The sequence below is a fragment of the Candidatus Saccharibacteria bacterium genome (assembly GCA_012965045.1).
Classification (GTDB): Bacteria; Patescibacteriota; Saccharimonadia; order Saccharimonadales; family DTSZ01; genus DTSZ01.
In genome coordinates this window covers 111005-135073 of the sequence record DTSZ01000001.1, presented here as the reverse complement: position 1 = coordinate 135073, position 24069 = coordinate 111005, and the positions used below count along the sequence as shown (strand labels likewise).

19 protein-coding genes are annotated in these 24069 nt (G+C 44.3%); 11 read left to right on the top strand and 8 right to left on the bottom strand.

From position 1 onward, the window contains the following. The first annotated feature begins 72 nt into the window (after positions 1–72). From EYO12_00600 to dprA, 7 genes are all read left to right on the top strand, one after another. Positions 73–1803 carry a PAS domain S-box protein gene (locus tag EYO12_00600; GenBank protein ID HIA91601.1) on the top strand — a complete coding sequence of 577 codons (1731 nt, stop codon included), beginning with the start codon at positions 73–75 and terminating at the stop codon, positions 1801–1803. Between the two features lie 43 nt (positions 1804–1846). Then, positions 1847–3397: a response regulator gene (locus tag EYO12_00595; GenBank protein HIA91600.1), complete on the top strand. Its 1551-nt coding sequence runs from the start codon at positions 1847–1849 to the stop codon at positions 3395–3397. Positions 3398–3511: 114 nt separating this feature from the next. Continuing rightward, positions 3512–4168: an rRNA pseudouridine synthase gene (locus EYO12_00590; GenBank protein ID HIA91599.1), complete on the top strand. Its 657-nt coding sequence runs from the start codon at positions 3512–3514 to the stop codon at positions 4166–4168. A 429-nt stretch (positions 4169–4597) separates the two neighbouring features. Then, on the top strand, positions 4598–5932 hold the full coding sequence (der, locus tag EYO12_00585; GenBank protein ID HIA91598.1) for a ribosome biogenesis GTPase Der: 1335 nt from the start codon (positions 4598–4600) through the stop codon (positions 5930–5932). Positions 5933–5963: 31 nt separating this feature from the next. Next, positions 5964–6656 carry an alpha/beta hydrolase gene (locus EYO12_00580; protein HIA91597.1) on the top strand — a complete coding sequence of 231 codons (693 nt, stop codon included), beginning with the start codon at positions 5964–5966 and terminating at the stop codon, positions 6654–6656. Then, positions 6653–7177, top strand: a complete 525-nt coding sequence (locus EYO12_00575) for an aminoacyl-tRNA hydrolase (GenBank protein HIA91596.1) — start codon at positions 6653–6655, stop codon at positions 7175–7177. The genes EYO12_00580 and EYO12_00575 overlap by 4 nt, the downstream gene beginning before the upstream one ends. A 446-nt stretch (positions 7178–7623) precedes the next feature. Beyond that, the gene (gene dprA, locus EYO12_00570; GenBank protein HIA91595.1) at positions 7624–8493 is read left to right on the top strand and encodes a DNA-protecting protein DprA; all 870 of its coding nucleotides are present in this window, start codon (positions 7624–7626) and stop codon (positions 8491–8493) included. Here dprA and EYO12_00565 read toward each other — a convergent pair. Beyond that, positions 8480–8944, bottom strand: a complete 465-nt coding sequence (locus EYO12_00565) for a hypothetical protein (protein ID HIA91594.1) — start codon at positions 8942–8944, stop codon at positions 8480–8482. The two genes, dprA and EYO12_00565, sit on opposite strands and share 14 nt — an antisense overlap. A gap of 124 nt (positions 8945–9068) precedes the next feature. On the opposite strand from EYO12_00565, the gene topA reads away from it, so the two are divergent. From topA to EYO12_00545, 4 genes are all read left to right on the top strand, one after another. Next, on the top strand, positions 9069–11369 hold the full coding sequence (gene topA, locus EYO12_00560; protein HIA91593.1) for a type I DNA topoisomerase: 2301 nt from the start codon (positions 9069–9071) through the stop codon (positions 11367–11369). Between the two features lie 161 nt (positions 11370–11530). After that, a complete protein-coding gene (locus EYO12_00555; protein HIA91592.1) occupies positions 11531–12571 on the top strand; it encodes a hypothetical protein in 1041 nt (346 codons plus the stop codon). 8 nt (positions 12572–12579) lie between these two features. After that, entirely contained in the window at positions 12580–13116 is a 537-nt protein-coding gene (locus EYO12_00550; protein ID HIA91591.1) for a hypothetical protein, read from the top strand. A gap of 37 nt (positions 13117–13153) precedes the next feature. Beyond that, positions 13154–15766 (top strand): DUF87 domain-containing protein, encoded by a 2613-nt coding sequence (locus EYO12_00545; GenBank protein HIA91590.1) that lies wholly within the window; start codon positions 13154–13156, stop codon positions 15764–15766. Positions 15767–16577: 811 nt separating this feature from the next. On the opposite strand, the gene EYO12_00540 is transcribed toward EYO12_00545, so the two are convergent. From EYO12_00540 to rsmH, 7 genes are all read right to left on the bottom strand, one after another. Further along, positions 16578–17444 (bottom strand): hypothetical protein, encoded by an 867-nt coding sequence (locus EYO12_00540; protein ID HIA91589.1) that lies wholly within the window; start codon positions 17442–17444, stop codon positions 16578–16580. Next, entirely contained in the window at positions 17422–18579 is a 1158-nt protein-coding gene (locus tag EYO12_00535) for a hypothetical protein (protein ID HIA91588.1), read from the bottom strand. The genes EYO12_00540 and EYO12_00535 overlap by 23 nt, the downstream gene beginning before the upstream one ends. Further along, positions 18576–19790, bottom strand: a complete 1215-nt coding sequence (locus tag EYO12_00530) for a cell division protein FtsW (GenBank protein HIA91587.1) — start codon at positions 19788–19790, stop codon at positions 18576–18578. Before EYO12_00530 ends, EYO12_00535 begins: the two co-directional genes overlap by 4 nt. Continuing rightward, positions 19724–20764 (bottom strand): phospho-N-acetylmuramoyl-pentapeptide-transferase, encoded by a 1041-nt coding sequence (gene mraY / locus EYO12_00525; protein HIA91586.1) that lies wholly within the window; start codon positions 20762–20764, stop codon positions 19724–19726. The genes EYO12_00530 and mraY overlap by 67 nt, the downstream gene beginning before the upstream one ends. Positions 20765–20775: 11 nt before the next feature. Next, a complete protein-coding gene (locus EYO12_00520; protein ID HIA91585.1) occupies positions 20776–22524 on the bottom strand; it encodes a penicillin-binding protein 2 in 1749 nt (582 codons plus the stop codon). A gap of 19 nt (positions 22525–22543) precedes the next feature. Further along, on the bottom strand, positions 22544–22783 hold the full coding sequence (locus EYO12_00515; GenBank protein HIA91584.1) for a hypothetical protein: 240 nt from the start codon (positions 22781–22783) through the stop codon (positions 22544–22546). Positions 22784–23072: 289 nt separating this feature from the next. Further along, a complete protein-coding gene (gene rsmH, locus EYO12_00510; GenBank protein HIA91583.1) occupies positions 23073–23981 on the bottom strand; it encodes a 16S rRNA (cytosine(1402)-N(4))-methyltransferase RsmH in 909 nt (302 codons plus the stop codon). Positions 23982–24069 lie beyond the last annotated feature (88 nt).

Genomic DNA, 24069 nt, shown 5'->3' with positions numbered 1-24069 from the left:
AACAATTTTGAGCTGTTGGTATTTGGTAAAAAAGCCAAACACGAGCATAATAAACAGCAACGGAAATGATTCATGCAAAAAGTTCCTGACATCTGGTATAGCCGAATAAATTTTGCATTAGGGGTGGGTGCGCTTCTAATTGCGCTTAGTTTTGTTGTTTTTAAAGTTTTTGGGATTGTTGACTCCACAGAAGTATTAGGTCTCACCAATGTAGCAGTAGCTGGTTTTGCTGTGGTGTGCGTGCAAGCGTTTGGGTTGTATTTTTTAGAGCGCAAAAAGCTAAAACCTGTGCTTTCGTCGCTGGTAACACTGGTACTTAGCGGCATGGCTAGCCTGCTATTAATCCATATTAGCGGTGGTATTACCTCTGTATGGCTGTTTATATGGTCGGTGCTTATATTTTTCTCTGGCGCATTTGGCATAAAATCGCTGCTGGTGACGCTTGGTGTAATTTTGGTCTACTTAGTGACAGCTCCAGATGGATTATTGCAAAACAGCACCGCAACCGCAGCAACGGCCATATATTCAACTGCTAATTTACTTATGGCCATGATTTCGTACTTTAGTTGGGAGCATGTAGGCGGTAAAACCATAGAGCATGCCAACACCGAACTGCAGGCCGAGCAACTAAAGTCTGAAATTGTTATTAACTCGATTGCCGACGGAGTGATTGTGGTTAATAACGCTGGGCAAATAGTTATTTTTAACCCAGCTGCACACAACATTACTGGCTGGAAACAAGAAGACGCCACGGGGCTAGACGTGACCAGTGTCTTGAAATTTGTCACTCCAGCAGGGGAAGGGCAATTTAGCGAACTACCGCGCAATGAACACCCCATTGTAAAGGCCTTAGACTCGTCAAGTGGCCAAAAGTATGAATCGATAAACCTTACGACTGCAAGTAAAAAAACCGTGGAACTGTCGCTGTCGGTGTCGTTAATTAGTGCGGCCAACGTAAAACAAGGTGTTGTTGCAGTCTTTAGGGACGTAAGTGCGGCCCGCCAAGCTGAGCGACAGCGAGCAGAGTTTATTTCGACCGCCAGCCACGAAATGCGCACCCCAGTTGCAGCTATCGAGGGCTACCTAGCCCTTGCCTTAAACGAAAAAGTAGCCAAAATCGACAGTAAAGCTCGTAATTACCTAGAAAAAGCTCACGAATCAACCGAGCACCTAGGCCAGTTATTTAAAGACTTATTAGCCGCTGCAAAAAGCGAGGATGGCAGACTAGAAAACCACCCCAAAGTTATCGATATTCATCAACTACTTACTCAACTCACCGAGGACGCTCGCTTTAGTGTTGAAAAGAAAGGCCTAAAACTTAACTACGCGGTGGCCGGCGACTCGTCTGGTTCACACGGAGAAAACACCATTGTTCCGTTGATGTACATTCATGTAGACGAGGAACGGATTCGCGAAGTTATTACCAACCTAATCAACAACGCCGTTAAGTTTACCGAGGACGGCAGCGTGACAGTTGGTTTACGAGCCATGCCAGACTATATTCAAATCAGCGTCCGCGACACTGGCTACGGCATACCCGAAGAAGACATTCAGCACCTGTTTCAAAAATTCTACCGGGTCGACAACTCTAACACGCGTGCCATTGGCGGCACTGGGTTAGGTTTGTTTATTTCTAAGAATATTGTTGAAATGTACAAAGGAAGAATTTGGGTCGAAAGTAAATTAGGCGAAGGCAGCACATTCTACATTAATTTACCGCGACTGGATGCCGACAGAGCCGCTCAATTAAAACAGCAAGAAGAAGGACAGGTTAAACCACTAGAGTTAGAAGGCAGGTTATAAAAGGGTGGTTAGCATAAGTATTATGAGTTAGAATAGGGGCAAGATGTCAAAAGTAATGGTCGTTGAAGACGACAATAATTTAAGAGAAATATATACCGACGCACTCGTAGCCGAAGGCCACGAGGTTGTTGCTGCTGCCGATGGTGAAGAAGCCCTCGCAGTTGCCGTAAAAGAAAAGCCAGAACTAATTATTTTAGACGTCATGATGCCTAAAATCAGCGGCTTCGATGTTCTTGATATTCTCCGTTCAACTCCAGAAGCAAAAAATGCCCGAATCATGATGATGACAGCCCTAAGTCAACAAAGCGACAAAGAGCGCGGTGAACGACTTGGCGCTGACAGATACCTTGTTAAATCACAGGTAACTATTCCAGACATCGTAAGTAACGTAAATGAACTATTATCTCAAGGTCCAGCACCAGATAAAGGCAACGATGAGTCAGCTGCACCATCGGCTAGCGACGTTGCTCAGCCACAAGCTGATATTGAATTGCCAAATCTACCAGTTTCTGACACCAGCGATCAAGTCCCAGTTGCGGCCGCACCACCGGTCGCTGAAGCTCCAGCACCTGCCACACCACCAGAACCACAAGCCAGCCCACAACCAGCTCCTGCAGAAGTGGCAACACCACCACCTGCACCTGCTCCAGCGCCTCCAACTCAGCCAACAGCGGCTCCGCAACCTGCTACACCGCCTACACCTGTACCAACGAGTGCTCCAGCTCCACAACCTGCAACGCCTCCTGCGCCTGCACCACCACCTGCACCCGAGCCAGCTCCAGCTCCTGTAGCGAGTGTTCCAGAGCCAACTACACAAGTACCTCCAGCTCCAGTAATCGTCACGCCAACTCCTGCGGACGACGATCAAGTTCAGGACAGCGAACCGCCAACAACTAGCATTGAACCGGAACCACAAGCTGCTAATGCAAGCGAGCAAACAACAAGCCCCCAACTCGATAATTTGGCAGTTGCCGATGTCGATATTCCTCAAGAAACAATTAGCGACGCTGCAGCCGACCTTGACCAGCCAGCCGATTCTAGCTCACAAAATGAGGGAGCAGCCGAAGAACCAGCTCAAACCGAAAATAATGCTACAGCTGCTCCAGAAGCGCTTGAAAGCGCAGAACAAGCCGTCGAACAGGCACTACAAGACAGCCAAGAAACCACTGCTGAAGGCTTTATTCAAGCTGCGCAAGACGCTACGGAAGCCCCACAACCTACTGAGCCTACAACACCTGCCCCAGAGCCAGCTCAACCTGCGCCCGCAGCAGAGCCAGAGCAAACAACTCCCCAAGCCCCAGAACCACAGCCTGCCCCAGAGCCAGCTGAACAAATTGAACCAGACACTACTGATATCGCTCATCCAGAGCCAGCACCAGCAGCTCCTGCGCCAGCGCCACAGCCTGTAGCAGATCCAGCTACACCTCCAGTGCCTGAAGCAACACCAACCGAAACAGCAGCTCAAGCGCCAGCAGATTCTCAGCCGCAACCACAAGCACCACCTAGTGAACAAGCACCAGCACCAGAGGCCGCAAATCAGCAGCAGGAAACAGCTGCATCTGACGACGTAAACCCACACGATATAGCGCTATAAGTTAGTAGTCAGAATATAGAAGATGACAGATAGACGAACATAGTATTCTCTTAGAATATTATTAATTTAGCCATTACTTTGTACTTTTTACCTTTCACCTTCTACTATTAGTTCATGCAATCCCTTAATGCCGCCGTAGCAGAACGAAGCCAATATTCACGCCGTAAGGCCAGTGAACTTATTAAGGCTGGGCGCGTTCAAATTAACGGTGCTGTGGCTATGTTGGGCGCTAAGGTTGATAAAAAAGATGAAATTAAGATTGATGGGGAAGTATTAGCCCCGGTGACTTTAAAATACTTTGCATTTAATAAGCCCGTTGGCTATGAATGTAGCAAAAATCCAGAAGGTAAAAACCCAAGTATGTACCAATTGCTTCCAAAAGAACTACAAAACCTAAATTATGTCGGTCGATTAGACGTAGATTCTCATGGGCTTGTACTGCTAACGAATGATGGTCAATGGCTACAACAATTAACACATCCCAAATATGAGATAAAACGTGTGTATGAAGTAGAACTCCATAAAGCACTGTCCGAAGATGATCAGAAAAAAATCATAGATGGTATAAATCTAAAGGATGGTATAAGTAAACTCGGACTTTCCGGCTCTGGCAAAAAGTGGACAATTGAAATGCGCCAAGGAAAAAACCGCCAAATCCGCCGAACCTTCGCTCACACGGGATATGAGGTTTTAGATTTAAAAAGAACTCAGCACGGAAATTATGATTTAGAAGGAATCGAAGAAAGAAACTACAAAGAAGTTAATAAATGATAATTCATTAATAGTTGCTAATTAGATGGTTTATGAGTATTTGAGCGGTTAGATGTAAGCTGTCGCTTACCAAAACTTATTACCATTTTGTCTCGTCAAAACGGTAAAGCCAAAAAACGACCACATTCACCCTTCTTTATGATTCGGTTGTATAAATAACAATTGGCTGCGGGAGAAAGCTTCAAGCTTTCGCTTTCGTGGTCCTCGCCCTCCGGGCAATTGTTATTTTTACGCTCTTCATCAGGAAGATCTCAGAGTGGGTTAGCTGTCCGCCCAGCAGTTTCGGGTTCCGTTTGTCTGTACAAATGGAACATTAATTCGCAAACGATAGTTTGCATACCTAAATTAAGGGTTGAGTTATGGGTTGAACCCCTAATTATAATGAGAGCGTAGCAATAACAGATGTAACAAGCTATACTATCATCTGTTATGAGTAAAATTCCTATAGTCGCTATTATTGGCCGTGCAAATGTTGGTAAGTCCAGCATTTTTAATCGCTTGGTTGGCTACAAGCAGGCCATTGTCGCCGACGAAGCAGGCACAACGCGAGACAGCGTCACAGCCCGCGTAAAGCTAACTGATAGCCATACCATTCGCTTAGTCGATACTGCAGGCTTAAAGCCAGCAGAGGACGAGTTTGAGGCTTCTATTCAAGAGCAAATTGAGGAAGCTACTCAGGCCGCAGATTTAATTTTAATGACTGTCGACGGGACGACGATTTTAACAGATGAAGATCGCCGAGTTGCCAAGACCGCACTTAAATCTAACACCCCCGTTATAATGCTTATAAACAAAGCTGATCGCGGTAAAAAAATTGACTTTAATGAATTTAATAAAACTGGCATAAAAGACTTGTTTGCAGTGTCGGCCATCCACGGAATTGGTTTTGACCAGCTAGTAAAACGACTGACTGAAAAACTACCACGAGCCAAGCAAGAAGTGTCCGACTCAATTAGCGTTGCCTTAATCGGCCGCCCAAACGTTGGTAAGTCATACCTATTTAATGCCCTCGCTAAAAAACAACAGGCAATTGTCGCTAACATCGCTGGAACAACCCGCGACGTGAATAGAACCGAGCTGAAGTACAAAGGTAAAGAAATTCGGCTCCTTGATACAGCTGGGATTCGTCGCCCAGGCAAGATTCAGAGAGGCATTGAGAAATTCAGTGTTCTTAGAACCATGGCAGCTATCGACGAGGCTGATATTTGTATGCTTTTGATGGATGTCAATGAACTTAATGTCAGTATGGACCAAAAGCTCGCTGGAATAATTGCTGACAGCGGCAAAGGGTTGATATTGACTGTTAGTAAATGGGACACGTTAGAAGACAAAGACGCCTACAGCCAAAACAATATCGGCGGTTGGGTAGGGCGTAACTACCAGCACGTGCCGTGGGCGCAATTAATGTTTACCAGCGCCGAGACAGGGCAGAACGTAAATACAATATTCGAGCAAGTTCTAGAACTGCACGAGCGTATGAATCAAAAACTAGAAACCAAAGACCTTAATAAGCTACTGCGAAAAGTCGTACAGCATCACCCACCAGCAGGACCAGCTGGCAGAAAAATTTACCCTAAGCTTAAATACGCCGTTCAAACCAGCGTAAAACCGCAAGAAGTAACAATCCACGGCAAAAACGCGAAAGTGCTGCACTGGAGCTACAAACGCTATGTCGAAAAAGCTATTCGTGAAAACTGGAATCTAAGTGGCGTACCGCTTAAGATTTGGCTTAAGAATGATAAAGATAGAGAGATGGATAAATAGAAGATAGGATAGAGGAGTTGGTAGCTGGAAGATGGAAGATAGGGAAGTGATAACCGAAATTATTGGAGACAATAACTCTAATCACGCAATTTTTTATATTCATGGTTTTGGTGAGAATCGTTACGATGGCGGCGATTTATTAAGAGATGTTGCTAAGTCGCTACCTGCATTTAAGAATGTTTTATTTGACCTGAATGTAGAAGGAGCGCAAGGCTTAACGCTAAACACACTTGCTACTCAAGCCGAGCGCATACAAGCAGTGTTTGAAGAGCACAAAACTAATAAATATTCAGTCATCGCGCACTCTATGGGATGTTTACTGGCGGCAGAGAATCAGCAATTATTGCAGGGTGCTAAAAAGATAATATTCCTCGCCCCAGCAGCAGAGGACTTGCATCAAACCCTACAAGATGCCTTTAAGAGCCGGGTTCCGGAATTTGACGTTAGCAGCGAAATGAAAATCCCACGCAGTAATGGCACTATTACTACTATTCCTGCCGAATTTTGGAGAGAGCTCAAAAACAAAACTCCTAAGAAAACAATTCTGGGGGTTAGTGATAGCCCTCAGATGCATGTCATTGCCGCAAAGAATGATGAGGTATTGGCAGACAATATATTCCTGAGTTCAGAGACTACAAATTTGCAAATACTCGACGATAACCATAACTTTTCACTAAAACGAGATGAACTGTGCTCGGCAATCCAAGGTATTATGAGCTCATGAAAATAATTATTGGCCTCGGCAACGTTGGCAGACAATATGTAAACACGCGCCACAATGTTGGCTTCAAGGTCATCGACGCTTTAGCTTTTGAAATGAAAGCCCAATACAAAGACAAGTTTAAATTGTTTTGCGTCATGGCCAAGGGCGAACTTGATGGGGCAGAAGTTGTTATAGCCAAACCTACAACCATGATGAACGAGTCGGGCAAAGCCGCCCGAGCATTGATGGATTTCTTTAAAGTGGCGCCTGAAGACCTAATAGTTGTGCACGACGAGCTAGATATACAGTTTGGCGACGTAAAAGTTAAACATGGCGGCCGTGACGGTTCTCACAACGGGCTTGCCAGTGTTACTCAACATATTGGTCCAGAATATAGGCGTGTCCGCGTCGGCATAGACCAAAAACAGCGAGAAATACCAGTGCCAGCAGACTTTGTGCTAGCGAATTTTAATGAAAACGAAAAGCAAAATTTGCAAAAAATCATTCAAGAATCTGTAAGTCATATAAAAGAACTATTATAAAGCGTGAATTTTATTTGAATTCACTTCGAATAAAATTCATCAACTCGGGTGGGGGATCCGAAAGCTTTAGCTTGAGCTAAGGGTGAAGATTCACATCCCCCTTAAACAAAAAGAGCCAAGCGGGGGTGGGCACCGCTTGGCTCATTACAACCCTCGATTATTCCTCCCACCCTTGAGGTATTACGAACAGGCTTATGTCTGCTCATAACACCTCAAGTTGTGGATTTTGGACCACCATTTCAAATATCCGGAGTCTCAGTGAGGTATAATCAAGGGCATTAGGATACCTACGATTTTTTCAATCAAGTGGAGGGTAGAAACTTAATTGAGCGTAGGTAACCTAACATCTGTTGTTGAATATGTACAAAGTAGATTTAACTACTCACGCAATAAAATTTAACATTTGTTTTACAAATTGTCAATAGTCTTTCTTAAATAAGTAAACCATGAGCACAATAACTTCAATTTCAGCCAACTCAGAAAGCTTTCCGAGCAGCCTCAAACATATTCCACAGCCTGTTAGCAAACTGTATGTACACGGCAATTTAAAATCAAAAATGCCATTAGTTGCTGTTGTTGGTAGCAGGAAGGCTACAAATTACGGTAAACAAGCAACAGAACTTATTACGAAAGAACTTGTGCGTCACGGTGTAGGCATTGTTAGTGGTCTTGCCTTTGGCATAGACTCATGGGCGCACAAAATCGCCCTAGAAAGCAATGGCTACACCGTAGCGGTGCTTGGTGGCGGTGTGGATATTATTTCACCACCTGCTCATCGCCAGTTAGCAATCACAATAGTCACTTCTGGAGGCGCTTTAGTAAGCGAATATAGCAATGGCACACCACATTTAGGTCATCAGTTTCTAGAACGAAACCGTATTATTTCTGGATTAAGCCGAGCTGTGGTCGTTGTGGAAGCCGCCCAACGGAGCGGCTCATTAAACACCGCTCGTCATGCTCTAGAGCAAGGAAAAGAAGTATTTGCTGTGCCCGGGTCGATAACGGCACCACTGAGCTACGGAACAAATCAGCTCATTAAGGCTGGCGCACATCCAGTTACAAAAGCGATAGATATTCTGGAGGTTTTAAACCTTGACCATAGCGATCCGACCGAAGACATTCGCTTGCCAATTTTCACAGATGACACGCAAACGGTCATATACCAGTTAATTAAAGACGGGGTGAGCCACGACGCGCATGAACTACAGCAACGGGCTAACCTAGAAACCGCTGTCTTTCAGCAAGCACTTACCATGCTAGAAATCGAAGGTCATATTCGACCGCTCGGTAACAATCAGTGGGCTATTCGGCGCTAGTTTTCTCAAAAATACTTGATATTGAACGACCAAAGCGCTTTAGAGCTTCGATCGACCGATTATGCTGATCGGGGAACTGTTCACGGAAGGTATCTTTAATATAGTCTGTAATTTCTTGAATCTGTTTGTCGTCTAAATCGGTATTATCTACTAAGTAATGTTCCGGCCGCTTTAAAAACCGTAACCAGTCGTCAGAAAAGCCCTGACTATTCGCAACAAATCTAAAATACGACCAGTCTGAAATTAATTTGCTTGATGCCGCACACAAAATAGCAAACCGAAAATGGTCTTCATCAAAGGATTCTTCTTCTATGCCGGTATATTCCGCCAAAGGGAGTCCAGCGTCCACTAAAGCATTGCTATTACTAGACACCATTACCTCATCGCCAAAAATAAGGCCTTCAAAAAGATCCGTGCAGGATCTGCGTAAATAATCGCTGTTGTAATCCATATGTGCACCTACTATAAAGTTATCCTAGATCAGTTATCAATGACTAAATCAAATTTGACGCTTGTGCTTGTTTACGGGTACTTTACTTGACAATACGTAAGCTTAAAACGTAGAGTGAGCCTCGATGTCAAAGAACCTCGTTATAGTAGAATCACCAGCCAAGGCTAAAACTATCGAGAAATATCTCGGTAAAGATTACAAAGTATTGTCCAGCTTTGGGCATATTCGTGATTTACCAAAAAAGGGCATGTCTGTTGATATCGAAAATGATTTTGAACCAACCTATGAAGTTAATGCTGATAAGAAAAAAACTGTCAGTGCGCTTAAAAAAGCCGTAAAAGAGGCAGAAACCGTATGGCTCGCCAGCGATGAAGACCGTGAAGGAGAGGCGATTGCCTGGCACTTAAAAGAGGCTTTAAAGCTTAAAGACGCCAGCACTAAACGAATCACGTTCCACGAAATCACTAAGCCGGCAATTGAAACCGCCATTAAAAACCCGCGTGATATCGACTACCACCGCGTCGACGCCCAACAAGCTCGGCGAGTTCTTGACAGGGTAGTAGGCTACGAGCTTTCACCGCTACTGTGGCGTAAAGTCCAGCCCGGTTTAAGTGCGGGTCGAGTCCAGTCAGTTGCCGTGCGGTTGGTTGTAGAACGCGAGCGCGAAATTCAAGCTCACGAACCAGAAACCAGTTTCAAAACATCTGCTGTATTTGCGGCTGACGGGGAAGAGATTCAAGCGAAAACTAAAGACTTTGCGTCAAAAGAAGAAGCAAAGATATTTCTAGAAACCGCTGCTCAGTCCGACTACACCGTACAATCAGTTGAAAAAAAGCCCGGCAAACGCAACCCGAGTCCGCCGTTTACCACATCGAGCCTGCAGCAAACTGCCAGTAGTCTGATTGGTTTCAGCCCACGACAAACAATGCGACTCGCTCAAGGCCTCTACGAAGCTGGTCATATCACCTACATGCGTACAGATTCACTAAATCTAAGTGATCAAGCCTTAACGCAAGCTGAAAAGATTATTACCAGTGAATTTGGCAGCAACTATCATCACCGCCGCACCTTTAAGACCAAGTCCAAAGGCGCTCAAGAAGCTCACGAAGCAATTAGGCCCACTAATTTAGCCGCTACCTCAGCAGGCAAAGACGAACGCGAACGCAAGCTCTACCAACTTATTCGCGAGCGCGCACTTGCCAGCCAAATGGCGCCAGCCGCTACTGAAAAAACTACACTTGTACTTGGAGCCGCTAATGTGGCACCAGATTTTATTGCAAAAGGCGAAGTCGTGACATTCCCTGGCTTTCTAGCAGTACAAAGTCGCCGCAAAGACGACTCTCTACTACCAGACTTAACAGAAGGCCAAGCCGTTGATCTTGTAACAGCTGAAAGCACTGAAACCCTTAGCCGTGGTCCTGCTCGCTACACCGAAGCCAGTTTAATTAAAGCGTTGGAAGAGCGCGGCATTGGCCGACCAACTACCTACGCTCCGACAATTAGCACCATCCAAGACCGAAAATACGTCGAAAAGCGCGATGTTATAGGTGAGGAGACCGAAATATCAGTACTAAAGCTTGCTGATAAAACTGTATCGCTTGAAACGGCTAAAAAAGAAGTTGGCGGTGACAAAAACAAGCTTGTGCCGACAACAATAGCAACTATTGTTACTGACTTTTTAACCAAGCACATCGACGATGTGGTGGACTATGACTTTACCGCCAAACTCGAAGCAGAATTCGACGAAATAGCCGAAGGTAAAGCCCAGTGGAAGTCTGTACTGAAAAACTTCTACAAAGGGTTTCATGATGACGTCGAAAAAGCTGCCGATGTCAGCCGTAAAGAAGCCTCACAGGCGCGGACGCTCGGCACCGACCCTAAGAGCGGTAAGCCAGTTATTGCTCGATTAGGCCGATATGGTCCGATGGTACAAATTGGTGAAGCTGAAGACGAAGAAAAACCAAAGTTTGCACCGCTACCAGATGGTGCAAATCTTGAAACTGTCACGCTCGAGCAAGCCTTAAAGGGCTTTGACCTACCAAGAACTGTTGGAAAAACAGCCGATGGCGAAGAAATTATTGCAAACAAAGGTCGGTTTGGCCCGTATGTTAAGTACGGCTCTACCTACGTAAATATTAAAGACTATGACCCGTTCACAATCGACGAGACAACCGCAAATGAATTAATTGCAGCTCATAAAGAAAAGCTCGCTAAACAGCTTATAAAAGACTTTAAAAACGGCATACAAATTAAAGATGGTCGTTTTGGTCCGTACATTACCGACGGCAAAACAAATGCAAAGGTACCTAAAGACGTTGAGCCATCGGACATTGATTTAGAAAAAGCCAAAGAACTACTAGAAGCTCGCAAAAAGGCTGGTCCAAAAAAGAAGGCAAAAAACACTAAAAAGAAAAAGACTAAGTAAACGTAGCTTTTACACATATTTTACAGTTATAAAATAAAGTAATGTTGTTAATTACTCATCCAACATTGTTGGTTAATTTTCTAGTTGCTGCTATAATTTTTTAAATCACAAGACTTGATTGACACATTTACAAAATAATTATAAAATAGACTAGGTAAATTATGGCAACAGACACTCTTGAACCAACTATAACTATTCAGGAGGCGGCTAAAAATATCTTGAACACAATCGACAAAGAACGTGAGCGAGAAATCATTAGTCGTCGTTTTGGGCTGTACGACCGTCGTGAAACTCTTGAGCAAATCGGCGACCTATTAGGTATTACTCGTGAACGAGTTCGCCAACTTGAAAAATCTGTAATTCAAAAACTTAAGTCTATGTCGAACCAATTGCCACACCTGCCAGAAATTGAACAGAATTTTATTCGTCACCTCGAGGAAATGGGACGAGCAGCTCGAATTGAACACCTTACCCCTAAGGTTAGTAGTGAAGTTGACGATCGAGCTCACGCACATGTGCACTTTTTATCAAGCCTTTCGCCAAAACTAGCAGTTATAAACGAAAATAACGACTACTATCACGGTGTGGCAATAAAAGAGCACCACGATGAAAAAGCCGTTAAAGACCGTGTGAAAAATCTCGTTAAAACTATTAAAGACATTGGCGAACCACATACAATCGAAAAAATCCACGAAAGCACTGACCACGAGCACCACACCCACACCCACGCTATGGCAACTCTGTCTAAAAAACTAGCTAGTCTTAAGAGTAACTGGGGGCTCAAAAAGTGGCCAACAGTTAACCCAAAAAACATTCGTGACAAAATTTATGTTGTGTTGAGCGAAAACAAAGAACCTATGCACTTTAGCGACATTGCAAGCGCTATTCAAGAATCTGACCTACGACGAAGCGACGTAACAACCCAAGCAATCCATAATGAGTTAATCAAAGATGCCCGTTTTGTATTGATTGGTCGGGGAATTTACGCCCTTAAAGAATGGGGCTACAGCAAAGGAACAGTGGCCGACATGATTGTAAGTATTCTTAAAAAAGAGGGTGGTCCACTGCACCGTGATGAAATTGTTAAGCGAGTACTAAAACAACGCCAAGTTAAAGAAACAACTATCCTGCTAAACCTACAGAGCAAACCACAGTTTAAGCGAGTAGAAAAAGCTACCTACGACTTAGCTGATAAAGAATAGTCCTATTAATGGGAGAAGTCTCAGCAAAAAACAACTGTGCACGATACTGCCCGGTTGTGTCTACTTGTCGATCAAGAATAGATAGACTTGAGGATGAGATAGCTGATACAAAGCAGGAAATACTCAGCGACAATCCAGACGCGCCAGTTTCTACTGTAATAATCCAAACATACTCCGAGACAAGACAAAAGCAAGACGAGATCATACGCTCGGTTGGCGTTGCAGATACAGCTGTCCAATACTGCCTAGATGGGCCGATGATTGTCCGAGGTACACCTATGAAAATCCAATGCTCGACCACCGCAAGCCACACGTATGTACCAGAGAGTTTACGTAGCGAAGTAGTTGAGGGCACTAGGATTCAAGCAACCAGCAATGACGAAATCAACCTCAGTAGCCACGAGGAAATCGAACATCGACTGGAACGCATTGTCGATAGAATATCTTCTGGCAAGGGGCCCTGCGGCGAGCAGCTGTCTGCAGCAGCCATATTGGCGCTTCGCGGTATCGCAAATGACCTAGTGAATCAGATATGCCAATCATAAAATTTGTTAGGCGTAAGCATCGTAGTACACTAGTGTTATGACAAATTTCGGGGTGGTCCAGTTTATATTCTCTTTGGTTGAACTTGTAGTGACTACTGTATGGATATGGTTACCGCTTGCCGGTGTGCTGGGCTATTTAGCGTGGCAAAACTGGCGACGCACAAAATTCGCCCTTAAAACCGATTACCAGTTGCTTATTCTTGAAATTCCTCGCAATAACGAAAAACGCGAACTGTCTGCAGAGCAACTATTCGCCAGCTTGCATGGTATTTTGCGTCCCCGTAAAGAAATCTTGCGTGAAGGAGCAATTCAAGAGCACATAAGTTTTGAGATTGTGACAATCGGACAGCAGATTAAATTCTACGTATGGACGCCAAAGCACCTGCAAAGTTTTGTTGAAGGTCAAATCTATGCTCAATACCCAGACGTGCAAATATCTGAAGCTGTCGATGACTACTCAAATCGCGAATTTAACCAAACAGTGGCTCACTCTGCCGAACTTAGCATGATTGCTAGCGACACGCTGCCAATTAGGACATTCCCAAATTTTGAGGTTGATCCACTAGCTGCTATTACAGCGACTTTGTCGAAGCTGGACAGTGCACACGAAGAACTATGGGTGCAGATTCTGGCACGACCCCTAAATGATTCATGGCACACTAAAGGCGCCAAAGAGATTATTAATATTAAACGTGGAAAGAGTAGGGGAGTGGGGGCCGGCGTACTTGGCTATTTCTTGCAAATCTTTAGTGCCTTATTCAAGCCGCCAGAAGCAACCGGCTCAACCAGTAGCGGAGTCGATTTAACAGAGAGAGAACGAAGTCAAATATCGGCTATAGAAGAAAAGAGCAATAAGCTTGGCTATGAGGTAAAAATTCGAATAGTGTACTTAGGCGATAACGAAAGCACCGCCAAAATACGCATGCAATCACTAGTTGGCACGTTTAAGCAATTTAACAGCACTAACTTAAATGGCTTCAAGCAAAGAAAGTCCAGTTTTGACGCAAGTGTAGTCCGCGAATACCGCGCCCGCTACTTTGCAGGCAAAGGTTTCACTCTTAACACTGAGGAACTGGCAAGTATTTGGCACTTGCCTCACACCAACGTAGAGACGCCTAATATCGTTTGGACAAAGACGAACGTTGCAGAACCGCCTTCGCAGCTCCCGACGCTTACAAACGCCTCAGAAGAAGAGCTAAGCCTATTTGGTGTAACTAACTTTAGGGGCAGCAACCTGCAATTTGGCCTACGCCGCAAAGACCGCGCACGACATCTATACATTATTGGTCAAACCGGCACTGGTAAATCTGGGTTATTGAATTTGCTCACCCTTAGTGACATTTATCACCACGAAGGCTTTGCATTGGTTGACCCGCATGGAGACTATGCCCAAAATATGCTGCGCTACATTCCACAAGAGCGGGCCAAGCAGGTTGTCTATTTCAATCCTGCCGACACCGAACACCCACTTGCATTCAACCCTATGGAAGTCACTGATCCAAAGCTGAAAGGGCACATTAGCTCCGAGTTAGTTGGAGTTTTAAAACGGATGTTTGATTCTTGGGGTCCACGCTTAGAATATATTCTGCGCTACACCATTCTTGCTCTGTTAGATTACCCTAACTCCACCATGCTAGACATTACACGCATGCTTACCAACAAAGGGTTTCGTGACGAAGTTATCGATCATATTACAGATCCGGTGGTTCGTAGCTTCTGGGTTGCCGAATTTAATAGCTGGGAGCCACGCTTTCAAACAGAGGCGGTGGCACCAATTCTAAACAAAGTCGGAGCGTTTGTGGCCAATCCAATGGTGCGTAATATTGTTGGTCAACCGCAGTCGAGCTTTAATATTCGTCAGGTTATGGACCAAGGTGGAATCTTAATTGTTAACCTTTCGCGTGGTCTTGTAGGTGAAGACAACGCCGCCATACTCGGTGCGTTAATGGTGACTAAGATTCAGTTAGCCGCTATGAGCAGGGCAGACATGCCCGAAGACCAACGACGGCCATTCTACCTATACGTGGATGAGTTTCAGAACTTTGCGACCGATTCGTTCTCAGTGATCTTAAGTGAAGCCCGTAAATACGGCTTAAAACTAACCGTTGCCAACCAATACATTAATCAAATGATACCAGAGGTGCGAGACGCTATTTTTGGTAACGTTGGTAGTATTGTAGCCTTTAGGGTTGGCGCCGAGGATGGCCGTATTCTCGAAAAATATTTTGAACCCTACTTTACTGCAAACGACCTCGTGAACACCACTAACCGTTACTTTACAGCTGCATTGTCTATAGATGGCGAAAAATCTAAGGCCTTTTCTGCCAGTACCTTAAATATCCCACCAACAGAGCAGGACTTAAGCCCTGTAATAATCGAAAATTCACGGCAAGTATTTGGTTCGCCGCGACAAATCGTAGAGCAGTACATACAAAAACAAGCCCTCGAACGTGATAGCAAACAAAAAGCGAACACGCGCGTACGAAGAGAAAATAGAAAAGAGCGGGGTAGAAACAATCAGCGCACTAATCGGCAACCGCAACCAAAACCCAACCAATCACGGCCCAGACCACAACAAGCTCAACAAGCACATGCTCAGCAAAACAATGATGGATCATTAAACGAAAATGAAGTGATTACGTTAAGGTGATCAAAAAACGAACATTTTGCATTACGCAATAAAAAATAATGTACAGCGACAATCAAACACATAATGAAATTACTTACTGCAAGTACTGCGGCGAATAAGGGAAGTGATTGATCGATACATTCACGAATCAGCCACATGCACATAAATCTCAAAAAATTAACATAAGAAAGATGACTATTCATACCTAAAACAGAATTAAACGCTACGTCGCACAATGTATATTTTGCGACACTAAGTATATGTATCACCTATGACACGTACATCACGAGTGACGGGGGACTTTGTGCTACTTCAGCTATTTAGTGGCGCTCAACCTACGCTGTTCTTAAGACTTTTTAAGGTTTAGCAATCAACCCACGCAACTTTCGTGCCATTGCCAGCATTGAGCTTCTACGCGTCCTAACGCCTCTACTAATTAACCCTAGTGTACCTCTGTTAAACTGACAACTATTTGCATATTTGCTATTTTTGTATCTTTATATACTAAATTGTATTTTTTGCAATATTTGCATTTTCGTGAAATAACTTGTTTTGTATAGTATTTCACATACTTTTCCACAACAACCCTTGCTTTTTTTCGTTTTTGGTATTTTATATACTTTTCTTCCCTGTTTATGTCATTTTTAAAAACAAAGTCTCAATATATGTATCGGAACAAAATACACACAGGCAGAAAAAATACAGCAGACTATTTCTCCAAAGAACAAAAAGCGAACATTGATGGGGCGATAGTAGTAGTATTGATAATTACCTACATACAGCAACGATAAGTATATTTATTTATGTACCAATTAGACTATTGCTGCTTCTGCTATTTCCAAAAAACTCGCCCTGCTACTCGAGTATCAACATACTCCTTAGGAGCTGCTCTTCCCTCTTGGGACAGTTTGGAATATAAGTCAAGGATACTGTCGATCTGAGCTTGAGGATCAATAGAGGTAGATACCAAAAATTTTGGACCATTTTGACTAGTTTGCAGGGTTAATGACTCGGTGGATTGACCTGCAACATAGTTAATGCCTTCAAAATAGCTCACATCAGACTGACTCGCTACCACTGCAGTAAGTTCACTAATAAAAGCCACCACACGTTCAGGCAATAATTTTTGACCTACACTATATTCTAGCCGTGCGGCATCAAACACTATCGGCAGTTCATCAAGCTGGTCTTTTGACTGGCTAATGTAACCGAGTTGGTTAACCTCATACTGAACACCATTACTTTGCCATAGAAGCCGCGTTGGTAGATTATCAGCACGGATGGTCATCGTGTCGCTAAATATGCCTATGTGGGTTGTTACATTAGTAAAAAATGGTGCGCGCTGGCGCAAATATCGCTCAAAAGACGCTGAATCAAAAGCAAAACGCCACCGAGATGTTTGCTCAAAATATTCGTTAGATATCTCTTGCACCAATCCATCATCCAAGGGGCCTTCATACTCAATGTGGTTAACTCTTGAAAACATGACTAACCACACCAATATTCCTGCGGTTAGTCCAATAAAAACGCCGTACGACAGCATTTTTTGCACAATAGTAGATTCGACGCGAGAAGAACTACGGCGCACTACTCTTCCCTGTTGGCGGCTAGTATTTGTAGTCGTCCCTTTATAGACACCACGAGACCGCGAGGTGGGTGTTGGTTTACGTCTACGGTTACGTTGTGGTCGCAGTTTCATGTGCTAAATCCACCAATATTTTTGCTGTCTGTTTTTGCGCATCATGCTTAAAAAGTTTGTGAAGATTATTTCCTAGCCACGCACTTTCTTTCGTATTCGCCAGTAGTTCATCAGAGTATACTACGAGTAAATTAGGGTCGTGCGACATGGTCGCTTCGTGAAGTAGTCGACAGGCGTCATTACTTTGAATAACATTGGCGTTTTTGAGTTGATGCCCACCTGTTAACAGAGGATTTGGAACAATAATGCTGGCTTTTTTTAAGTATGCTAGTTCGCTCACAGCCGTGGCGCCAGCACGAGATATAACAACGTCAGCAGAAGCCAAGTGGGCTGAATAGGAGTTTGCGTCCATAAAGCCGAATACAGCATACTTTTTAATTTTCTTCGATTTAATAGAGGTTGCTATTTCTTGCTCTTGGACAGCACCGACTTGATGCGTGACGTAGGCTAGACCAGATAATTTATCAGCCACCCGCAGCACGGCGTCGTTAATTATTTTGGCACCGTTGCTACCACCAATAATCATAATGTGTTTGGCGTTACTTGGTATCTTTAGTTTTTTGCGAGCACTTGCCTTGGAAGTTGCCCGAAAGACCTCTCGAATTGGCACGCCAACTTGAATGGTTTTGGACTTGTCATAGGAATAATTTTCTATTGGAAAACCTACCAAATTATAGTGCGCTCCTTTTGATAGAATTCTATTAGTTAAGCCTGGCAACAGATCAGAATCATGCGTGACATAGCGTATATTTAGCAACCGGGCAGCCAAACCAACCGGTAAACTCACATAGCCTCCTTTTATAAAAATGACGTCTGGTTTTACTTTGCGCAGAATCTTCATTGATTCAAAAATGCCAATACAAACCTTAAATAAGTCACGAAGATTTTGGTAAACTAGCCGCGGATTAATATACTGTCGCCACCCCAACGCGTTATAGCGTCTAAATTTTCCAGCCGAAATATAATAGGTTTTATAGTCTCCGATTGGTTGGGCGGGAATGGATTTTTCTCCAATTGCCACAATATCGATATTCTTCATAGACTCTAAGGCTTTGCCAACCGCCACCAGTGGCGTGGTGTGACCGCCCGAACCACCCCCAGTTAACAATACTTTGACTCGTTTGTTTGCGGTCATGCTCTGCTCCGTAAGCCTGACCGGCTTGTCGTTTGTGCTGAAAGGCCAAAAGCAATTCCTAGACCAGTCATCATCATCAGTAGACTACTGCCACCGTAACTTAAAAAAGGCAATGTTAGTCCAGTCAATGGCAGTACCGACAACATAGCGCCAACATTAATAAACACATGGGCGCCAAGCCAAAAAAACAATCCTGCAGCAAGCAGCCGGCCTGGCTGAGTTTTTTGATGCTCCGAAATCCGTAATAGTTTAGTCAGTAGCACACCAAAGGCGACCAACAACACAACGGCTCCTACAAAACCAAATATCTCACTGTGGATCGCAAAAACCGAATCGTTCTCTGCCTCGGGTAAAAAGCCGTACACTTGAATGCTGCGACCAAGTCCAACCCCAAACACCCCACCAGAACCGATAGCGGTTAGAGCTTGGTCAATATGATAGCCCGCCCCCTGTATATCCTCAGACGCGTTTAAAAACGTTGTAAGCCGAGCAATTCGGTGTGGTGCAATTGCTACCGAAAGTGCGCCAAGCAGCCCTAAAAGCGCCACCGCAAAACCGATATATCGCAGTTGCATGCCGCTAAAATACATCATTCCAAGCAAGATGGCCGTAAGCACAATCATTGTTCCAAGGTCTTTTTGAATAATGACAATAAAAATCCCAAGCACACCGATGAGCACCATCAACGGCCACAAGGTAAGACTAGGGTTATTGAGTTCTTGTTTGGTTTTACCACCTAGCCAAAAAGCTGTATATATCACCGCAGTTAGCTTAATCAATTCTGAAGGCTGAAAGGTAATACCCGCCAAACTAATCCACCGTGTTGCCCCATTTATAGTTACAGCAGTTGCAGGAATTAACAGTAGTATGCTCGCTACTACCGAGGCTCCAAGTAAAATTGGCAAAAGTTCTTTCCAGGTTTTAAGTGGAATTCGTGAGGCTACGAAAAACGCCACCGCACCAAGTAATAAATTAAACAAGTGGCGGTACAAAAAATAGTTGGCGCCAACCTCGCCGAATGCCCCGTAATTAAGAATTGGGCTAATAGTGTAGATAACCACAATGCCGACTAGAATAAGCAGGCCAGTGATTCCAATTAACCCGTAATCTCGTTGACCCTGTCGTCGTGCTGTCCGACTTCGAATCACAAGACTCCTCCCACCAATCCGATAACAAGACCCATAAGACCAAATACTTGTCCAACCACCCAAAAGCGCATAGTGACTTTAGTTTCGGGCCAGCCAAGCGCCTCGAAATGGTGATGAAGCGGTGCGACTTTAAAGATCTTTCGCCCCAAGTATCTTTTTGAAAGTACCTGAATAAGTGATGAACCTGCCTCAAGCACAAAAACTCCAGCAATAATCGGTAATAGCACCACTGTTCCTGTTAGCATTGCGACCACTCCAAGGGCCGCTCCGAGACTGAACGATCCGACGTCGCCCATAAAGAACCGCGCTGGATAGATATTGAACCACGTGTAGGCCTGAAGTGTTCCGACAATCGTAGCGCAGAATCCAGCTATGCCAATATTTCCCTGTAACAAGGCTATCGCTGTATAGGTAGCAAAGGCGCTGGTTAGTAATCCGCCCGACAACCCGTCGAGTCCGTCAGAAATATTTACTGCATTGGCGGTTGAAACCACCACCAAAGTAAACAACAAGATAATTCCTATTCCGCCAATGGTTAAGCTACTTTCAAAAAACGGAATTGAGATTGCGTCATAGCCAAGCTTGTAGTGAAAATAGGCCCCACCAACAAGCGCAACCAAGCTAATAAGTGCAAATTTTACCTTGGAGGTTAATCCAGCGACTCCTTTTGAGCCACGTAGATTAATGATGTCATCTAACAAGCCTACCCATGCAGCGCCGAGCAAAGCAGTTAGCGGTAGAAGTGTTTGGGCTCTATCTAGATTAAACAGTATGGTGATGATCACAGTAGCAAAAACAAATATAAGGCCGGCCATGGTTGGAATATGACGTTTGTGTTTTGCCTTGTGCAATTTGTTGAATTCTACGGCTTTTTCACCGGTCATTGCGTCTTGACGCGGTCGTTTCCACCACTTTTCTTTAAAGGCAATATTGGTGTAGATAGGAGTAAATATTAATGCCAACACAAACCCCGCCAAACCAAGTGCGGCAAGTTGTTGAACATCGTTTAATGTAAAGTTTGTAAATATTTGTTCCATGTAAGCTACCTTTATTCTACTCCTTTAGGGGCGATACCGTAATAGTCAATTAACCAATTTGAAATATCTGCGAAAACCGGTGCGGCGGCACCACTGCCCGCAAACACACCTTGGGGTTCATCAATTCGTACGACAATAACGTACTGGGGATCTTCTGACGGTGCAAATCCAAAAAACGTTCCTAAGACTCTGTCTTCATAGTAGCCACCTTCAGGATTAGCGATTTGAGCAGACCCGGTTTTGCCGCCGATTGAATAGCCCGACCGATATGCAGACCTACCGCCACCGTTAGTGACAACTGTTTCCATCATAGTTTTTAGCTGCTGGGAAGCTTCTTCAGACACTACATTGCGCTCAACCACTTGTGGCTTAACGGCATATTCGTTGCCTGCGCTGTCAATCTGGCTCGCTACAATGTGTGGTTTGTAATACGTTCCCCCGTTTATAACCGAGCTCAACGATGCAGCCAGCTGAACCATATTAATTGAAAGACCTTGGCCAAATGTCATATTCGCGTAGCGAACATCGCTCACCTCAGGCCCGTCAACAACACCGCCACGCTCACCCGACAATTCAATATTAGTTGGCGATCCTAAATGTAATCTATTGATGTAATAATCATGCAATAACTCTTTGTCCTCTCGACTAATAGAATCATCGTCACCATCAAGCGTTTTTAAAACGTAGATAACACCAGTATTAGCACTACGAGTAATGGTCTCTGTCATTGAACGGTGTTTAGTCACGCGATCGCCAGTATTGCAAATGGTGAAGCCGTCGATTTCTTCGCATGATCGGTCTAAATAGGTTGTGTCTGGCGTTACTGTTCCTGACTGTAAGCCAGCAGCCATGCTAAAAATTTTCACAACCGAACCCGGTTCTATTGGTTCGGATATTGCGGCGTTGGTAAACACTGCAATATCGTCCACGGAACGGTAACTTTCTGGACTGTAGCTTGGGTAGTTGGCCAGTGCCTTAACCTCCCCTGTCGAAGGATCCATTACTACCGCGCTCCCTTTGGTGGCGTCAACCCGCTCTACACCCTCTTTCAACGCTCTTTCTACCTCGTATTGGATGTTTTTATCAATGGTAAGGACTACGTCATTACCTGGCAGCGCTGGCTGCTCTATTGAATCTGCAACAGCTATCGGAATTCCTCGCACATCAAACGCACCGCTGAGTCGTCCTTCGACGCCCTGTAGCTCTTTGTCATAGTACTGTTCTATCCCATATTGCCCTGCCCCGTCGGCATTCACAAAACCAAGTGAATGTGCCGCTAAAGACCCTTCTGGGTAGACACGGCGGGTCACATCGCGGAGAGCTATACCCGCCAAATTAAGATCAGCTACTTTTTCGCCGGTTTCGAGATCTAAATAGTCCTCGAGAACTGCGTAAGAGGTGTCTTTATCGAGTTGTTCTTTGTAATATCCTTGATCACCACCAGTAGCTTCGGCAATACGCTGGCTAACCTCTTCGGAATTGGTTATGTAACGTGGATCAGCAATTACCCGTACAAATGTTTCATTTAACGCTAACGGCACAGAATTGCCGTTTTTATCTTGAATAAATATCTCTCCTCGTTCGGCAGGAATTACATAGCTTTTGTTGTGCGTCGATACTGCTTTTTGACTGTAGTAGCTGTGCTCAAGCACTTGTATTTGAAACAGCCGCACCATAAAAAATAATCCAACAACAAACAAAAATATCTTTGTAAGAAGATACCTATCAATAGAAACTTTTGACTGTTGTTGTCGTGCCATAATTGTACGTTTTTAAATACTAGCGAGGAAGAAAGCTAAGTTCTTCAGTTGGTTGGAATTCTTGGACCAAATCGCTGTCGCTTATTCGCTGCAGTGATTGTAACCGAGCTGCTTCAACACGTAAACTCTGGTTCTCTTGAGTTAGCTCTGTTTGGGTTTCTTTAAGTTCGTTAACTTCAAAACCATACACTGAGGTCTTTGTAATTTGAACTAAGTACAAAAGCCCCATTGCAGTAAGGATAAGTCCTACAATCAGCATATTAGAAATAGGACCCAAGGAAACACTACTTCGATGGCTGACAGCATTGCGATTTCGACTAACTCTTCGGGTCGAACCGGCTGAAACTCGTGCGGAATGTGTCATATATTAATGTTCTTTCTTTTTATTTTTGGCCACGCCAGCGGCTAGCACGCACGTGAGTACATGCTAACGCACCGATTAATCGTGGCTATTTATTACCTACTGTACTTTTACGAGTACTTTGTAAGCGTGGGATTGACCTTGTACCTTGATAGGCATAGTAAGGTGTCCTTTCTCGGCGATAAAACTATTTTGGTTTTTTGTCGCCTGTTTGTTTTATTTTTGCAACGGCTCGCAGCTTTGCGCTACGGGCACGCGGATTTATATCATCTTCGGTTGCCGTTACCGGCTTGGTGGTTAGTAATGTAAAATCGCTTTCAATACCAAGGCTTGTGAGGTCTTTAAATGCTTGTTTTACTAAGCGGTCCTCTAAGCTATGGAAGCTTATAATTGCGACTCTACCACCGGGACTTACGACCTTTGGCACGAGTTGTAGCATTGTTTTTAGCTGTCCGACTTCGTCGTTGACGGCTATTCGCAGTGCTTGGAACGTACGTGTTGCTGGGTGTTTCTTCCCTTTGCGGTGTACCACCGTGGAGACAACATCAGCCAGTTCTTCTGTAGTACGGATAGGTCGATGTGCCATTATGGCCTGGACTATTCGTTTTGCTTGGCGTTCTTCGCCATATTCGCGCAAAATTTGTAGTAAATCGACCTCGCTCCATGTATTGACAACGATTGCAGCTGTTAGATCCTGGCGAGGGTCCATGCGCATATCAAGCGGGCCGTTTCGCATAAAGCTAAAGCCTCTGTCTGCTTGATCAACATGAACCGAAGAGATGCCCAAATCGGCCAAGATCATATCAAACTGACGAGATTCGTCAATTAATGCCTGTAGTGCTGTTACCATATCCGCGTGAACAAATCGCAACAGGTCCTTATGCTCATAAAAACGGTTTTCTAAGTGTTTTATGGCTTGTGCGTCTCGATCAACTAGTGTTGTTTGATTCCATGCCCATGTTGAATCAAGAATTTCACTAGCATGACCGCCATATCCGGCAGTCAAGTCAAGATAACTTTGTTCTTTTTGCGGTTCTAGTAGCGTTACTACCTGCTTACATAAAACCGGTGTGTGTGGATTGTGATGTGTCTCCACAACTTAGACCCTGCCCAGAATTTTGGCAGAATATAAGTTGTAGAGAATCGATGAAAAAAAGTTCATCTAACCAGCAGTCAGCGTTTTG

Excerpts from the sequence above, each read along its gene's own strand:
- EYO12_00600 (HIA91601.1), top strand. The coding sequence starts at position 73 with ATGCAAAAAGTTCCTGACATCTGGTATAGCCGAATAAATTTTGCATTA.
- EYO12_00595 (HIA91600.1), top strand. The coding sequence starts at position 1,847 with ATGTCAAAAGTAATGGTCGTTGAAGACGACAATAATTTAAGAGAAATA.
- EYO12_00590 (HIA91599.1), top strand. The coding sequence starts at position 3,512 with ATGCAATCCCTTAATGCCGCCGTAGCAGAACGAAGCCAATATTCACGC.
- der (HIA91598.1), top strand. The coding sequence starts at position 4,598 with ATGAGTAAAATTCCTATAGTCGCTATTATTGGCCGTGCAAATGTTGGT.
- EYO12_00580 (HIA91597.1), top strand. The coding sequence starts at position 5,964 with ATGGAAGATAGGGAAGTGATAACCGAAATTATTGGAGACAATAACTCT.
- EYO12_00575 (HIA91596.1), top strand. The coding sequence starts at position 6,653 with ATGAAAATAATTATTGGCCTCGGCAACGTTGGCAGACAATATGTAAAC.
- dprA (HIA91595.1), top strand. The coding sequence starts at position 7,624 with ATGAGCACAATAACTTCAATTTCAGCCAACTCAGAAAGCTTTCCGAGC.
- EYO12_00565 (HIA91594.1), bottom strand. The coding sequence starts at position 8,944 with ATGGATTACAACAGCGATTATTTACGCAGATCCTGCACGGATCTTTTT.
- topA (HIA91593.1), top strand. The coding sequence starts at position 9,069 with ATGTCAAAGAACCTCGTTATAGTAGAATCACCAGCCAAGGCTAAAACT.
- EYO12_00555 (HIA91592.1), top strand. The coding sequence starts at position 11,531 with ATGGCAACAGACACTCTTGAACCAACTATAACTATTCAGGAGGCGGCT.
- EYO12_00550 (HIA91591.1), top strand. The coding sequence starts at position 12,580 with ATGGGAGAAGTCTCAGCAAAAAACAACTGTGCACGATACTGCCCGGTT.
- EYO12_00545 (HIA91590.1), top strand. The coding sequence starts at position 13,154 with ATGACAAATTTCGGGGTGGTCCAGTTTATATTCTCTTTGGTTGAACTT.
- EYO12_00540 (HIA91589.1), bottom strand. The coding sequence starts at position 17,444 with ATGAAACTGCGACCACAACGTAACCGTAGACGTAAACCAACACCCACC.
- EYO12_00535 (HIA91588.1), bottom strand. The coding sequence starts at position 18,579 with ATGACCGCAAACAAACGAGTCAAAGTATTGTTAACTGGGGGTGGTTCG.
- mraY (HIA91586.1), bottom strand. The coding sequence starts at position 20,764 with ATGGAACAAATATTTACAAACTTTACATTAAACGATGTTCAACAACTT.
- EYO12_00520 (HIA91585.1), bottom strand. The coding sequence starts at position 22,524 with ATGGCACGACAACAACAGTCAAAAGTTTCTATTGATAGGTATCTTCTT.
- EYO12_00515 (HIA91584.1), bottom strand. The coding sequence starts at position 22,783 with ATGCTGATTGTAGGACTTATCCTTACTGCAATGGGGCTTTTGTACTTA.